We start from the raw sequence: 14,050 nt of genomic DNA, 5'->3' as shown, positions 1-14,050 counted from the left end.
GCGTCGGATGGAACGCACGGCAGACATGAATCGTCAACTCTGGGTTGACGACGTCAGGTCGTCAACTTATGGTTGACGCATGTTGTCAACGATGCGACTCGACGACCTCATCGATGCGATCAAGAAGGCCCGCACCGACGTTTTAGAGCAGTTGTCCGACGCCGTGCTCGCCGCCGAGTATCTGGACGAGCTGGCAGACCACCTCGTCGGGCACTTCGTCGACCAGGCACGCCGTTCCGGGGCGTCCTGGACCGACATCGGCAAGAGCATGGGAGTGAGCAAACAGGCAGCACAGAAGCGGTTCGTCCCGAAGAGCGAGCCGTTGACCCTCGACCCTTCCGAGGGCTTTCGACGGTTCACGCCCCGGGCCAGGGATGTCGTCATGGCGGCGCAGGAAGAGGCGCGAGCCGCGAACAACACCTTGATCGCACCGGTGCACCTGCTTTTAGGGCTGGTCGGTGACTCCGAGGGGATCGCGGCCACGGTCATCCGGGAACACGAGGTCTCCCCCGACGTGGTGCGCGACCGTGCGGCCGCGTTCCTTCCGGAGGCCCAGGCCGAGGTGCCAGAGCTCATCCCGTACGACCAAGGCGCCCGAAAGGTGTTGGAACTGACGTTCCGGCAAGCCTTGCGGCTCGGGCACGACTACGTCGGTAGCGAGCACATCCTCCTCGCTCTCGTGGAGCACGAGAACGGCAACGGGGTCCTGTCCGAACTCGGTTTCCGTAGAGAGGGCGTCGAGGAGGCAGTCGTCGCTGCCGTGGAGGCCGAGGCTTCCTAGAAACCTCGGCCTCCACGGTGCGTTGCCGTTCTACTCCATCCGAAGAGGGCGAAGGGGGCGTGGGCGTGGAAGCCCGGGTCGGCGCGGTGTGATCACGGCGCCTGAACGAGTCCCGCCCCCACGTCAGTGGAAGGAAGTGGAAGGCGTAGCCCGTTCTGGCCCAATCGAGCCCACAGTTCCCATGCGCGCGCACCGTGCTGCTCGGCGATCAGCGCGGCCACTCCGGCCACGTGTGGGGTGGCCATACTGGTGCCGCTGATGGTGTTGTACTGCTCGGGCATGATCCAGCTCGAGTGGATGTTCACCCCCGGGCCCATGATGTCGACGGCTCCGTTCGGGTCGACCGTTCCGCACGAGAAGTTGGCCACTTCCTTGGCGGCGTCGATCGCGCCCACGGCCATGATCGAGGGACAGTTGGCCGGGTGACTCACCGGGGCGACCACACCACCCATGCGGTCGCTCTCGTTGCCGGCGGCAGCGATGATGAGCGTGTTGCGTTGCATGGCCCGGCGAGCCGCTGTCTCGAATGTCCGCGAGTGTGGCTCTCCCGGCCTGGTTGGGGCGCCGAGGGACAGTGATACCACCGCGCATCCGCTGTTGACCGCCCACGCGATGCCGGACAGGATGTCGCCGTCGGTGCCGGTGCCCGAGTTGCTGAGCACTTTGCCCGCGTAGATCTCCGCCTGGTGGGCCACTCCGTAGCCCGGTCCCTGGGCGGGCTCGCGTGGCCCGCAGGCCGTGCCGATGCAGTGGGTGCCGTGGCCGTGTCCGTCGGTGGCGTCCTCGCCGTCCACAAAAGACCGTACTTCCACGTCGCGGTCGGCGAAATCCGGGTGGTCGGGCGTGAATCCGGTGTCGAGGACCGCGACCCTGATCCCGGCGCCGGTGGCTGTGCTGTCAGCGGCACCGATGGCTTGCAACCCCCAGGTCAGGGAGGCCTGTGCCGGGTCTGCCAAGGCTTCCCCTTGGCCCTCACCGGATTCCGTCGAGGGAGCGGTGTAGGCGTGCACGATGCGTTCCCGCTCGACGAGGGCGAGCGGCCCACCCTCGCCGACGGCTCGAGTCAGGAAGTCGGCCTGGTCGGGTTCCGCCCTCACCACCGCGACTCCGAGTTCGTGCAACAACAATCCATTGGCTCCACGCAACGCGTCGGCAGCGCCCACACTGGACACATCGGCCGTGCTGGCCACCCGCAGTCCCGCCACGCGTTCCATCGTGCGCAGTCCCGCCGCGGCGGAATCCTCTTGAAGCAGCACCAGGTAGCGGCCAGTGCCCGTGTCGCCCTCGGCGGGGCCGTTCATCGTGGTCATGACGCACCTCTTTCCTCAGCGGGACATCGGAGCGCCCGTGGGGCGCGACATCTCCCAGCCTATGTGAGGATCGTCACCATGTCGTTACGCTATGCGAGTTGAATTGTGACTTTCCGTGATCTTGCGAGGAGAGGTGACGAGGCGGGCGCCCCGTGCGGGCACCATCGTGATGTTGCGGGGCTTGGTGCGCTCACGACGCGGTCGATCGGGAGCGATCCGGTGATGGGTGAGGATCGCCCGCAGCATGATCACCGCTTCCAACAGCGAGAATCCCGCGCCCAGGCAGCGACGGACCCCGCCGCCGAACGGGAACCACGTTCCGCTCGCCGGGCCGGAGCCGAGGAACCGTTCCGGCCGGAACCGATCCGGGTCGGGATGGTGGGCGGAATCGCTGTGCACCAGCGAGATCGAGGGCATCACCGTGTGCCCCTTCGAAATGCGGATGTCACCGATCTGGATGTCTCGCTTGAGGCGCCGCGCCACTTCCGAGATCACCGGGTGCAGCCGCATGGCTTCCTTGATCACCGCTTCGAGGTGCTTGTCGTCGCCGTCGTCGGCGGCGCGGACGGCCTTGTCGAGTTCGACCGGGTCGCGAGCCAGTTCGTGCAGTGCCCACGCCAGTGCGGTGGCGGTCGTCTCATGCCCCGCCAGAAGCAGGGTGATGAGCTGGTCGCGCAGCTCGGCATCGGTGAGCGGGGCCTCGTCTTCGGCCCGGGCGGAGACGGTGAGCAGGCGGGACAGCACGTCGTGGCGTTCGTCGAGATCGGTCACGCGACGGCGTTCGGCGATCTCGGCGTAGAGCAGCTGATCGACACGCCGCTGTGTGAGTGCGTACCGGCGCCATGGTCCGATCTTTTGGAACTTCGGGTTGTACCAGCCGATCAGGTCGACGGGGTTGAGATCGACGATGCGGCGTAGGAGGTGTCGCAGTTCGTCGAGGCGAGGCCCCCGCGAGACCCCGAACACCACGCGCAGGATCACTTCCAGGGTCAGCTCCTGCATTCGCAGGTGCGACGAGAACGCCCGGCCCGACGGCCAGCGTCGGACCTCGGCCTCGGCCAGTTCGGTGATCATGTCGCGGTATCCGCGCAGGGACGCCCCGTTGAACGCGGGCATGAGCAGCTTGCGGGCGCGTAGGTGCACGGCCTCGTCGGTGAGTAGCACCGAGTGTTCCCCCATGGCGGGTTTGAGGATGACGTTTCCCTCGCCCGCGTGGAACACCGACGGAGGGCCTGCGAACACGGCACGGATGTGTTCCACGTCGGAGAGCAGGACGACCGACCGTCCGGGGTAGACCCGCAACCGCACGATGTCGCCGTAGCGCAGCCTCAGCCGGGGGAGCCAGTACTGGCGTAGGAAACCAAACAGCGGTGTCTGCACCGCCACGGGCAGGCGAGGGCCGGGTGGCTCCCGCGTCGCGGTGACATCGTCAATCTTCACGACGGGCGGTGTGATGTCGGTCGCCATGACCTTGATTTATACGCTCGTCTAGATCCGGTGTCTACCCACGAGTGCCGTACCCTCTACGGATGTGGGCCACCGAGAAGACCTGCTCGCGGCCGCGCGGCGGTTATTGCGAACCAAGGGATACGCACACATCACGGCTCGCGATCTCGTGGCCGAATCGAGCACCAACCTGGCCTCCATCGGCTACCACTTCGGGTCGAAGGCCGGGCTGCTCAACGAGGCCATAGGTGAAGTGATCCAGGAATGGGCCGAACAACTCGCCCGGATAGCGATGGCCGACCCCACCGCGTCACCGGCGGAACGCGGGTTCTCGGCTTGGTCGGTCATGCTCGAGGGATTGGCCCGCGAGCGCGAACTCGTGGTCTCGTACCTGGAGGCATTGGCGCAGGCCGAACGCGCGCCCGAGCTGAGGCAACAGTTCGCCGAACACTATCGCCGATGCCGTGCCCGCGTCGCGGAACTCGTCGCGGAGTCGCTCGGAGACGGTACGACACCCGACGACCCGTCCGCTAGAGCCGTCGCCAGCTTCGTCATCGCCGTCTGCGACGGGCTCGCGGTGCAGTGGATCCTCGACCCGGAGGAATCACCCACCGGTGAGGAACTGCGCCGTGGTGTTAAGGCCGTGTGGGTTCGCCCGCACCACACGGAACAATGATGGGTAGCCACGCATAGGGTTGAGTTATGCAGACTTGGTCCTCGGTAGCCGTCCCCCGCGTTCCCGGAACTCCGCGCCCTGTGAGGCTCTACGACACGGCGACCGGTCAGGTTCGCCCTACGGCACCGGGACGTGTGGCCAGGATGTACGTCTGCGGAATCACCCCTTACGACGCCACCCACCTCGGGCATGCCGCGACGTATCTGGCATTCGACCTCGTGTATCGGCTGTGGCTGGACGCCGGGCACGAGGTGCACTACGTCCAGAACGTCACCGACATCGACGACCCCCTGCTGGAGCGGGCCGAGCGGGACTCCGAAGACTGGATCGCGCTGGGTTTGCGCGAGACCGCGTTGTTCCGCGAGGACATGGAAGCGTTGAGGGTGCTTCCGCCACGCGACTTCGTGGGCGCGGTGGAGTCCGTTCCCGAGATCGTCGAGGTGATCGAGAAGCTGCTCTCGAACGGTGCCGCCTACCGGGTCGACGACCCCGAGTATCCCGACGTGTACTTCGACCGCACGTTCACCGGTCGGTTCGGTTACGAGTCGAACTACGAAGAGGAGACGATGCGCGCGGTCTTCCCGGAACGAGGGGGAGATCCGCAACGGCCCGGCAAGCGCGACCCCCTCGACGCCTTGCTGTGGCGTGCCGCGCGGCCCGGTGAACCGGCCTGGGAGAGCAGCCTCGGGCGGGGCCGCCCCGGATGGCACATCGAGTGCAGCGCCATCGCGCTCAACCACCTGGGCATCGGCTTCGACGTGCAGGGAGGCGGTTCCGACCTCGCGTTCCCGCACCACGAATTCAGCGCGGCCCACGCCGAGGCGCTTGCCGGTGAGTACCCGTTCGCGCGGCACTACGTGCACGCCGGGATGATCGGTCTCGACGGCGAGAAGATGTCGAAGTCCAAGGGCAATCTGGTGTTCGTCTCGCGGTTACGGGCGGACGACGTCGATCCGTCGGCCATCCGGCTGGCCTTGTTCGCGGGTCACTACCGGGAAGACCGGGAGTGGACCGACGAACTGCTGGCACAGGCCAACAGTCGACTGGCGCGGTGGCGGGAGGCGGTGTCATTGCCGTCCGGCCCGGACGCCGAGGCCACCGTCGACCGCTTGCGCGAGCACCTGGCCGACGACCTCAACACCCCGAAGGCGTTGGCCGCGGTCGACGCGTGGGTGAACGAGGCGCTGCGCCACCGTTCCGGTGCGACCGGAAGCGAATCCGCGCCCGCGCTCGTGCGCGCCGCGGTCGACTCCCTGTTGGGTGTGGTGCTGTAGCGGCGCGAGCGCGGGGCCCCGCTGAACTCATCGTCGGCTCACGTCGTGGGCAATGCCAGTTCGGCGTGGTCCCACCGCCTGCGCAACCACCGGTCGTGTGAGGCCAGGACCACCGCACCCGGGGTCGAGTCGAGGGCCTCGGACAGTTCCTCGGCGAGGGTGAGGGAGATGTGGTTGGTGGGCTCGTCCAACAACAGCACGTGGGGCGGGTCCGCGATCAGCAGGGCGAGTGCGATCCGGCGGCGCTGCCCCACGGACAGGGATCCCACGGGACGGTTGAGTTCCTTCGAAGCGACCAGTCCCAATGTGGCCAATTCCGGCGCGGGTCGGCGGTTGGCCGCGGTGACGGCGTCATAGAGCTGTGCGGGAGTGCGGGACGGGTCGCCGAAAACGACGTCCTGTTCCAACAGCGCGACCTTGATGCCGTGCTCCCGCCGCACTGTGCCGTGGGTGGGGGAGAGCTTGCCCGCCAGCAGCGACAGCAATGTGGATTTGCCCGTTCCGTTCGCCCCGGTGATCAGCAGTTGGCTCGCCTGTTCGCCACCGATGTGGACGTCCAGTGCGGGCACCGTCGGAAGCCGGCCCGACACGGCCACATGCCGGGCCGACAGCGCTGTTCGCGGCTGGGAGCCGGCCTCACGCGTGAGCGCCCCGGCGAACCGCAGTGGCGAAGGAGGCTTGCGCACCTGAGTCTGTTCGAGTTCGGACAGTCTCAGCCGTGCTGCCCGCACCCGCCGGGACACCTGCTTCTGTACCCGGCCCGCGGCGTAGTCGTACGCCTTCTTCGCGTTGTCCCGTGGTGCCCTGTCCGGCGCGACGTGTCGTGCCGTCACCGCCACGGAATGCCGGAGTCGCCGCAACTCGCTGCGCTGCTCGGCGTAACGCTGCTCCCATCGCGCCCGTTCGGCGCGCTTGTGGTCGAGATAGTCCGAGTACGCGCCACCGTACCGAGCGGGCCCGTCCAGCGCCGGGTCGAGATCGACGATGTCTGTGCACACCGCGTCCAGGAACACGCGATCGTGGGAGGACAGCACCACGACACCCGAGTGCGATGCCAGCTGCGCCTGCACGAAATCGAGGGCGCTGTCGTCGAGATGGTTGGTGGGTTCGTCCAGTACCAGGGTCTCCGGTGAGCGGATCAACAGCGTGGCCAACGCGAGCCTGCACCGCTGACCACCGGACAAAGTGGCGATCGCACGTTCCGGTGCGATGCCGACCAGCCCAAGCCCTTCGCACACGAGCGTGGCGCGGCGGTCGGCGTCCCACAGGTCGTGTGCCTGTGCCCATTCCAGTACGCGACTGTACTCTTCGAGGGCTTGCGTGTCGTCGGGCCGGTCGTGCAGGCGTTCGCCCAGTTCGTCGAGGCGTTCGGCGGCCCGGCGGATGTCGGCCAGTGCGTCGTCGAGGACTTCCCGCAGTGTCGCCGTGCCGGGAAAAGGCAGCTCCTGATGCAGAAAACCGATGTCGCCACCACCCTCAACGACCCCCGCCCGGGGACGGAGCCGTCGCGCCAGCAGCCGGAGCAGGGTGGACTTGCCGACGCCGTTCTCACCCACCAGGCCGACCCTGCGGCCTGTTCCGACGGTGAGGTTCAGTCCGTCGAAGACGATGCGGTCCCGGTAGGCGAAGACGAGGTCGCGAACACGAAGGGAAGGAGAGGAAGGCATGAAGCACCACCGGTCCGTGGGGGAGAGCATCGACCACCCGCCGGGCAAGTGCCTCTGGGCGCGGGTGCGGACTCGGTGTCAGTTTTTCATGGCGCCTCGACTGTAACGCGCTGATTCCATGACCGCCAACGATTTCGCTCCGAAGAGTCGAGGGCTTGCCCCTACCGGATACTGTGGGTACGTGCCCAACCTGTATGCCACCAGTGACCTACACATCACCCACCGGGGCAACGAACCTTTCGTGGACCAGATCCGTCCCGAAACCCCCGAGGACTGGTTGATCGTGGCGGGTGACGTGGGGGAACGGATGGGTGCGGTTATCGACACGCTCGCGCGGCTGCGGGAGCGATTCGCGACCGTGGTGTGGGTTCCCGGCAACCACGAGTTGTGGACCACGGTCAAAGACCCTGATCAGCATCGTGGTGAGGACCGCTACCGTGAGTTGGTGGATCGCTGCCGCGGCATCGACGTGCTCACACCGGAGGACGAGTTCCCCGTGTGGCGACACGCGCAACGGCCGCTCGTGGTGGCCCCGCTGTTCCTCCTCTACGACTACAGCTGGCGTACCCCGTCGGCCGAGGGAGCGCCACTGTCTGAGGCGCTGCGGCAGGCGAGGGAAGCGGGGGTGGTGTGCACCGACGAGTACCTCCTGCACCCCGACCCCTACCCCAGCCGTCAGGAGTGGTGTTCACAGCGGCTGGAATACAGCGAAAAGCGCCTGGTCGACATCCCTTCCGACCACGGCACGGTCCTCGTCTCACACTGGCCGCTGCACCGGCATCCCACCGAGCCGTTGTACTACCCGGAGTTCGCCATGTGGTGCGGTACCGAGGAGACCAGCGATTGGCACGTGCGTTACCGCGCGGAGGTCGCCGTGTACGGACATCTGCACATTCCGCGCACCACCTATCGTGACGGGGTGCGCTTCGAGGAAGTGTCGCTGGGCTACCCGCGTGAGTGGAGTCGGCGTGCGCGGGGCGCTGTGCCCGTTCGGCGCGTGTTGTGACGGACTTGTCGAACCCGGAGGACCGTTCTCTACTCCTCAGTCGATCCTGAGCTCCCACCACCGCCATCGGGGCGGTGCCTGCGCAGGTAGCGTTCGAACTCCGCGGCGAGTTTGTCACCGCTGATCTCGTCGAGCACGATTTCGGCGTCGCCGAGTTCCTCGAGGCTGCGCACGTACTCGCTCACCTCGTCGTCTTCGTCGGCCATCTCGGTCACCGTCTGCTGCCATTCCTCGGCCTGCTCCGGGAGAGCGCCCATCGGAATACGCACGTCGAGTACGTCCTCCAGTTTGCGCAGCAGCGCCAAAGTGGCTTTCGGCGATGGAGGATGGGACACGTAGTGCGGCACGGCGGCCCATACCGACACCGCGGGCACCCCCGCGTTCACGCACGCGTCCTGCAGCACGCCGACGATGCCGGTCGGCCCCTCGTAGCGGTTGCGCTCCAGTCCGAACCGGGCTGCGGCATCGGCGTCGTAGGCCGTTCCGGTGACCGGGACCGGGCGGGTGTGCGCAGTGTCGGCCAGTAGCGCACCCAATGTCACCACGGTCGATACCCCGAGCCGGTCGATGTGTTCCAACAGCTCGTTGCAGAACGCCCGCCAGCGCAGGTTGGGTTCGGGGCCGTGCACCAACACGATGTCGTGGTCGACCCCTTCCGGTCTGCACACCGACAGCCTCGTCGTCGGCCACTCGACCCGCCTGGGCACGCCGTCCACCAGTCGTACGGTGGGGCGGCTGACTTGGAAGTCGTAGTAGTCGTCCGGGTCGATCTCGGCCAGGGGCTTGGCGTCCCAGTTCAGCTGTAGGTGCTCCAACGCAGTGCTGGCTGCATCACCAGCGTCGTTCCAGCCTTCGAAAGCCAGGATCATCACCGGCTTCGATTCCGACCGGTTCTGCGTCGTCTCGTCGAAGGGCGTACTCACAGTTACCAGCCTACGGCCCGATCCGGTATTTCCGGGAATCCGTCCGCGGGCGCCGGGCCTCGGGGCACACGCTGCGTATGCGGTATGACCGGGTCCGTAGGCTGTCGGAGGCGCCGGATACGGGACCGCAAGGAAGTGGCGCGTCTTCGACAGCAATGTGGCAGTGTCGAGACCCGGTCGATTCGAAGGAGAAGCCGTGGACATACCGTCCGCTGTGGACGGAGTTGCCGCCGTGTTCTGGGACATGGACGGCACACTCGTCGATTCGGAGAAGCTGTGGGACATCGCGCTCCACGGAGCGGCGGAGCGGTTGGGAGGTGAGTTGACACCTGCGCAGCGTGCGACGCTCGTGGGAGCGAACATGACCCTCACCTCCCGGTACCTACTGGAGGTGACCGGGCACCCCGTCGACGACCGGTCGGCGGCCGAGGTCGCCGAGTGGATCCGCGATCGCACGAGAACGTTGTTCGCCGACGAGTTGCCGTGGCGTGAGGGCGCTCGCGACGCGCTTGTGGCCGTGCGCGAGGCAGGCATCCCGTCCGCGCTGGTCACCTCCACCGAACGGCCACTGACCGAGCTGGCGCTTCGCACCATCGGAGCGGAACTGTTCGACACCACCGTCTGCGGCGACGAGGTGGACGGGCTCAACAAACCTCACCCCGAGCCGTATTTGCGGGCTGCGCGCCTCCTCGGCGTCGACCCGACACACTGCGTGGCCGTGGAGGACTCCCCGGTGGGTGCGGAGTCCGCCGCGGCCGCGGGCTGCACGGTGCTCGTCGTGCCCAACGAGGTGGACGTGCCGCCCGGGCCACGGAGGGTGTTCCGTTCGTCACTCGTCGGCGTTGACGCGACGGTGCTGAACGAGGTGCTCCGCACCCCGTGCTGACACGGCGTCAGGGCAGGAGATCAGCGGGGATGTCCGACTGCTTGTTCCCCACCAGTGCCACGTAGTGGAGTGGCTCACCGCGCACATTGACCCGGTGCCGGTACCGTTCCGACACGCGGACATTCAGGATGCCCGCCTCGGTGCAACGTTCGATCAACCGGGCGAAACCCGAGGTGTCGGAGTCGGACAGGAACCGGTCCTTGATGGTGAACGCGACCCACCCTCCGTCGGAGACGAAGTTGAAGGCGGCGCGGAACGCTGCGGGCGGGATGTCGCCGTAGCCGAGCGCCGCCACGCACGACAGCGCGTTGAACCTGTGGCCGGCGAAGGTTTCCTGTTCCGACTCCGTCAACTGGGTCATGTCGACGACGTGGTAGTCGTCGTACACCTCGGGTCGATCCCGCAACGCGGCATTCTTGGCTTCGCTGATGATGTCCGCGCCGACCAGGTAGCCCGCGCCGACCGTCCGGAGTTGCTCGCCGACCACTCCATTACCGGCCCCGAGATCGAGGACCCGCAGTGACGAAGCGGCCACGTTGTCGCGCTGCAGCTCTTCTTTCAGCAGCTTGCCGATGACGTCGGGAGAGCGGCAGTCGAGGAGGTCGTGGAACAGTTGTTCGTAAAGACCAGGGATGGTGAAGATTCGGTCGTAGTCGTGGAACCGCACCTGCTGCCAGGAGCCGTCGAGCAGCACAGAGCAGTACTCGTTGTCCTGGTCGATGTTTTCCACGTGCTCGGGTAACCGCACATCCAGCCGCCCGTGCTCGCGCGAGCGATCGGCGTTGTCGTTCGGCAACCTGTTGTTTCCCATACCACAGCCTTTCCGTTGGCGCACGGCAAGTGGGTCGATTCAGCAAGTCTATGCCGCCAACGGGGACAACCAAGGTCATCGCTGAACTGTTCCCGGTCGGCGCGGGCCTCTCGACGGGAAGGCGGCGGCGGATGCGAGGATCTGTTTCGTGAAGACCTTCGATGAGCTTTACGCCGAGCTGTCCGAGCGTGCCCGCACCCGGCCCGAGGGGTCGGGCACAGTCGAGGCGCTGGCGGCCGGCGTTCATGCCCAGGGCAAGAAGGTGCTGGAAGAGGCGGGCGAGGTGTGGATCGCCGCAGAGTACGAGTCGGACGAGCGGCTGGCCGAGGAGATTTCGCAACTGCTGTACCGAGTGCAGGTGCTGATGCTGGGCCGGGGCGTGACGTTGGAGGACGTCTACCGGTACCTGTGAGCGTCGTCTCGTGAAACGGGGTGGCGCCGTATGTTCGGAAGCGGTGAAGTGAACGTTGCGCGAAAGGCGTGGCCGCCACGTCGCACACGCGCACACACGATTGTCACGTGAGGAAGGACACCATCATGCTGCGGGTCGCAGTGCCGAACAAGGGAGCGCTGGCGGGGCCGGCGTCGGAGATGCTCGGCGAGGCGGGCTACCGGCAGCGACATGAGCAGCGTGATCTCACCGTTTTGGACCCGGTGAACGAGGTGGAGTTCTTCTTCCTGCGCCCCAAGGACATCCCCATCTACGTGGGCTCGGGTGATCTCGATCTCGGTATCACCGGACGGGACCTCGCGCTCGACTCCGGCGCGCCGGTGGTGGAGACGCTCTCGCTCGGATTCGGTGGCTCGACGTTCCGCTACGCCGCTCCCGCCGAACACGAGTGGACGGTGCAGGACCTGCAGGGCAAGCGGTTGGCCACGTCGTACCCGAGGCTGGTACGGGACGACCTCGCCCGGCACGGCATCGAGGCGGAAGTCATCAGACTGGACGGTGCCGTGGAAATCTCGGTGCAGCTCGGGGTGGCCGACGCCATCGCCGACGTCGTCGGTTCCGGACGGACACTGCGGCAACACAACCTCGTCGCGTTCGGCGAGCCGATCTGCGTATCCGAGGCTGTGCTCGTGCGCAGGGCGGAGGCCGAGCAGTCAGCGCAGATCGCCCAGTTGGCCGCACGGTTGCAGGGCGTGGTGTTCGCCCAGCAGTACATGATGCTGGACTACAACTGCCCGCGTGAACTGCTCGAACAGGCCATCTCCATCACACCCGGCCTGGAGTCTCCGACGGTCGCCCCTCTCGCCCACACCGACAGGGTGGCCGTGCGGGCGATGGTGCCACGCAAACGCGTGAACGCGATCATGGATGAGCTCGCGGCGGTCGGTGCCCGCGCTATCCTGGCATCCGACATCCGGGCCTGCCGACTCTGACACCGAGACGATGTCCGGACCACGCCGCGGGCGGGTCAGCTCGGACGGTGCCGTTTCGGCAAGAGGTCGTAGAGCTTGCGGCGGGCTCCGCTGTCGTTGGCTGCGCGGGTACTCGACACCTCGGCGATGAACTCCTCGAACACGAAGTCCTGTTCAGGCGGGTTCGGAGGAGCCGTGCCGGAAGGCGTCACGGTGTCGAGGACCTGCGCGATCTCTCGGAACGCCGCCGCCTGCACGGTCTCGGGCGCGAAGGTGGTCACCGGGACGCCGTGCGCGGCCGCCTCGTTCATCACCACGCCGAGAGGCACGTGCGCGAGCATGGGGATACCGAGTTCCTGCAGCTCACGTAACGCCGCCGCGGCGTAGGCGGAGACGGGCCGTCGATAGAGACCGGGAACCAACCCGTAATAGGCGAGAGGTGGCCGTCCCACAGCCGACTCCAGGTAGCTGATCTGCTCGCGCATGAGCCTCAGTGCCCTGATGCTGGTGCGGTCGGGTTGCACGGGCACGAGAACCCCGTGGCTGGCTACGAGCGCGTTGTTGGTGAGGACGTCCATCGCTGGCGGGCAGTCGATGATGATGTGGTCGTAGTTGGCGAACTGGATGACCCTGGCCAACTGCCATCCCGGCACACGGAACTGGTCCAACCTCCGCACGAGGTCGAACATGCCCGGTGAGGTGGGAATCACATCGAACGCGCCGCCTTTGCCCACATTGCAGCGCGGGTGGGAAACGACCAGTTCCTCCACCGGGCCTCGCCAGGTCTTGGTGAGTGCCTTGGCCAGGCTTGGTTCCTCGGGCCCCGGCTCGGGAAGTCCGAGCATCTCGGAGGTGGCGTGCCCTTGTGGGTCGAGGTCGATGAGCAGCGCTCTCCGGCCCCGTTCGGCCAGGGCGGCGGCGACGCCCACGCTCAACGCTGTTTTGCCAACCCCGCCCTTCTGGTTGACCACCGAGGTGATCTGCACAGTACCCCAGCTCCCGTCTCCTGGTTTGCGAGCAGGTTAGTGGATCATCGCCGCCGAGTCAGCCGTGGAGTTGACGCACGACGAACGCGGCTGGTGAGGGGTCAACGGTGACGTACCAACAACGCCTGCGTTCCCATCGCGACCTGACCTTCGCAGTCGTGCAGGGCGCTGCGCGCGGTGCCGACGCCGCGGGGCCCGATGGCGGTGACGGCGTCGAGGCCGATCCATTCGCCCACGGGTTCGCGCAGCACGTGCACGGTGAGCTCCGAGTTGATGAACAGCCACTGCGCCGGATCGAGCACGTTCGAAGCCCCGCTGCCGGAATCGGCGATCACGAAGAGACGCTGGAGCGGGCTGGGTTTCTCGTCGTCGACGAGGGGGACGCGTTGCCGCGCCCACACGGCGGCGGGGCCTGTGCCGGTTACGGTTCCCCGCACGGCGCGCCATTCCACGGCATCGAGATAACCGCCGTGGAACCGGAAGCCGGTGGGCCACAGCGCCTCGGAGCAGTCGGCGACCGAGGGCAGCGGAGGTTCGGTCCCGGTGGCGACCTCCCCGGTGTCGGTGGCCGCCATGCGCCACGCCGAGGCGCGGGCGACGACCCGGTCACTCGCCGCGAGCTCGGCCGACAACAGTTCCACCGACCGGCCGGGACGGGACACCCGGGCCGACACGGTGAGTTCGGACAGTGGTGCAGGCCCGAGGATTTCCACGGTGACTCGGGCGAGTTGCCGTTCCCCGGACTTCGCATCCTGCGGCAGGGCCTCCAGCTCGCGTACCAACAAGGCCGACGGCGGACCGAAGTGTTGTGCGTCGGGGGTCCACGGCCCCACCGTGTGCTCGGTGGGCAGGTAGCGGCCGTCGCCGCGAGACAGGTAGAACGCCTCCACTGTCGCCTTCCTGAAAGTCCAGCGCACGGAAA

General features: G+C 67.0%; 14 protein-coding genes. 7 read left to right on the top strand and 7 right to left on the bottom strand.

Features of this window, described 5'->3' with window-relative positions; genetic code table 11:
- The first annotated feature begins 79 nt into the window (after nucleotides 1–79).
- Nucleotides 80–781, top strand: a complete 702-nt coding sequence (locus M7H19_RS05170) for a Clp protease N-terminal domain-containing protein (RefSeq protein ID WP_298177668.1) — start codon at nucleotides 80–82, stop codon at nucleotides 779–781.
- 92 nt (nucleotides 782–873) lie between these two features.
- Here the strand turns inward: M7H19_RS05170 and M7H19_RS05165 are convergent, their stop codons facing one another.
- Entirely contained in the window at nucleotides 874–2,091 is a 1,218-nt protein-coding gene (locus tag M7H19_RS05165) for a S8 family serine peptidase (protein WP_298177666.1), read from the bottom strand.
- An 84-nt stretch (nucleotides 2,092–2,175) separates the two neighbouring features.
- Nucleotides 2,176–3,558 carry a cytochrome P450 gene (locus tag M7H19_RS05160; protein ID WP_298177665.1) on the bottom strand — a complete coding sequence of 461 codons (1,383 nt, stop codon included), beginning with the start codon at nucleotides 3,556–3,558 and terminating at the stop codon, nucleotides 2,176–2,178.
- A 64-nt stretch (nucleotides 3,559–3,622) separates the two neighbouring features.
- Here M7H19_RS05160 and M7H19_RS05155 point away from each other — a divergent pair, with 64 nt between their 5' ends.
- Nucleotides 3,623–4,213 carry a TetR family transcriptional regulator C-terminal domain-containing protein gene (locus M7H19_RS05155; protein ID WP_298177662.1) on the top strand — a complete coding sequence of 197 codons (591 nt, stop codon included), beginning with the start codon at nucleotides 3,623–3,625 and terminating at the stop codon, nucleotides 4,211–4,213.
- Nucleotides 4,214–4,239: 26 nt separating this feature from the next.
- Complete coding sequence (gene mshC / locus M7H19_RS05150) at nucleotides 4,240–5,487, top strand: cysteine--1-D-myo-inosityl 2-amino-2-deoxy-alpha-D-glucopyranoside ligase (protein ID WP_298177660.1); 1,248 nt, start codon at nucleotides 4,240–4,242, stop codon at nucleotides 5,485–5,487.
- A 38-nt stretch (nucleotides 5,488–5,525) separates the two neighbouring features.
- Here the strand turns inward: mshC and M7H19_RS05145 are convergent, their stop codons facing one another.
- On the bottom strand, nucleotides 5,526–7,154 hold the full coding sequence (locus tag M7H19_RS05145) for an ABC-F family ATP-binding cassette domain-containing protein (protein WP_298177658.1): 1,629 nt from the start codon (nucleotides 7,152–7,154) through the stop codon (nucleotides 5,526–5,528).
- A gap of 181 nt (nucleotides 7,155–7,335) precedes the next feature.
- Between M7H19_RS05145 and M7H19_RS05140 the strand changes: the two genes are divergently transcribed.
- Nucleotides 7,336–8,160 carry a metallophosphoesterase gene (locus tag M7H19_RS05140; RefSeq protein ID WP_298177656.1) on the top strand — a complete coding sequence of 275 codons (825 nt, stop codon included), beginning with the start codon at nucleotides 7,336–7,338 and terminating at the stop codon, nucleotides 8,158–8,160.
- A 29-nt stretch (nucleotides 8,161–8,189) separates the two neighbouring features.
- On the opposite strand, the gene M7H19_RS05135 is transcribed toward M7H19_RS05140, so the two are convergent.
- Nucleotides 8,190–9,029, bottom strand: a complete 840-nt coding sequence (locus M7H19_RS05135) for a PAC2 family protein (protein ID WP_298177733.1) — start codon at nucleotides 9,027–9,029, stop codon at nucleotides 8,190–8,192.
- A 250-nt stretch (nucleotides 9,030–9,279) separates the two neighbouring features.
- On the opposite strand from M7H19_RS05135, the gene M7H19_RS05130 reads away from it, so the two are divergent.
- Nucleotides 9,280–9,969, top strand: a complete 690-nt coding sequence (locus M7H19_RS05130) for an HAD family phosphatase (protein ID WP_298177654.1) — start codon at nucleotides 9,280–9,282, stop codon at nucleotides 9,967–9,969.
- 7 nt (nucleotides 9,970–9,976) lie between these two features.
- Here M7H19_RS05130 and M7H19_RS05125 read toward each other — a convergent pair whose 3' ends face one another.
- Complete coding sequence (locus M7H19_RS05125; protein WP_298177652.1) at nucleotides 9,977–10,780, bottom strand: class I SAM-dependent methyltransferase; 804 nt, start codon at nucleotides 10,778–10,780, stop codon at nucleotides 9,977–9,979.
- A gap of 148 nt (nucleotides 10,781–10,928) precedes the next feature.
- Here M7H19_RS05125 and M7H19_RS05120 point away from each other — a divergent pair, with 148 nt between their 5' ends.
- On the top strand, nucleotides 10,929–11,192 hold the full coding sequence (locus M7H19_RS05120; protein ID WP_298177650.1) for a phosphoribosyl-ATP diphosphatase: 264 nt from the start codon (nucleotides 10,929–10,931) through the stop codon (nucleotides 11,190–11,192).
- Between the two features lie 125 nt (nucleotides 11,193–11,317).
- Nucleotides 11,318–12,163 (top strand): ATP phosphoribosyltransferase, encoded by an 846-nt coding sequence (gene hisG / locus M7H19_RS05115; RefSeq protein ID WP_298177731.1) that lies wholly within the window; start codon nucleotides 11,318–11,320, stop codon nucleotides 12,161–12,163.
- A gap of 35 nt (nucleotides 12,164–12,198) precedes the next feature.
- Here hisG and M7H19_RS05110 read toward each other — a convergent pair whose 3' ends face one another.
- Both M7H19_RS05110 and M7H19_RS05105 read right to left on the bottom strand, forming a co-directional pair.
- Nucleotides 12,199–13,128, bottom strand: coding sequence for a ParA family protein (locus M7H19_RS05110; protein WP_298177649.1), 930 nt, complete (start codon nucleotides 13,126–13,128; stop codon nucleotides 12,199–12,201).
- Between the two features lie 101 nt (nucleotides 13,129–13,229).
- Nucleotides 13,230–14,018 carry a thioesterase family protein gene (locus M7H19_RS05105; protein WP_298177647.1) on the bottom strand — a complete coding sequence of 263 codons (789 nt, stop codon included), beginning with the start codon at nucleotides 14,016–14,018 and terminating at the stop codon, nucleotides 13,230–13,232.
- Between the last annotated feature and the right edge of the window lie 32 nt (nucleotides 14,019–14,050).

It is taken from the genome of Saccharomonospora sp. (assembly GCF_027317685.1).
GTDB lineage: Bacteria > Actinomycetota > Actinomycetes > Mycobacteriales > Pseudonocardiaceae > Saccharomonospora.
Note: the sequence above shows the minus strand (reverse complement) of the source record. Positions and strands in the feature narration are given on the sequence as shown.

Excerpts from the sequence above, each read along its gene's own strand:
- M7H19_RS05145 (WP_298177658.1), bottom strand. The coding sequence starts at position 7,154 with ATGCCTTCCTCTCCTTCCCTTCGTGTTCGCGACCTCGTCTTCGCCTAC.
- M7H19_RS05170 (WP_298177668.1), top strand. The coding sequence starts at position 80 with ATGTTGTCAACGATGCGACTCGACGACCTCATCGATGCGATCAAGAAG.
- M7H19_RS05165 (WP_298177666.1), bottom strand. The coding sequence starts at position 2,091 with ATGACCACGATGAACGGCCCCGCCGAGGGCGACACGGGCACTGGCCGC.
- M7H19_RS05160 (WP_298177665.1), bottom strand. The coding sequence starts at position 3,558 with ATGGCGACCGACATCACACCGCCCGTCGTGAAGATTGACGATGTCACC.
- M7H19_RS05135 (WP_298177733.1), bottom strand. The coding sequence starts at position 9,029 with ATGATCCTGGCTTTCGAAGGCTGGAACGACGCTGGTGATGCAGCCAGC.
- M7H19_RS05125 (WP_298177652.1), bottom strand. The coding sequence starts at position 10,780 with ATGGGAAACAACAGGTTGCCGAACGACAACGCCGATCGCTCGCGCGAG.
- mshC (WP_298177660.1), top strand. The coding sequence starts at position 4,240 with ATGCAGACTTGGTCCTCGGTAGCCGTCCCCCGCGTTCCCGGAACTCCG.
- hisG (WP_298177731.1), top strand. The coding sequence starts at position 11,318 with ATGCTGCGGGTCGCAGTGCCGAACAAGGGAGCGCTGGCGGGGCCGGCG.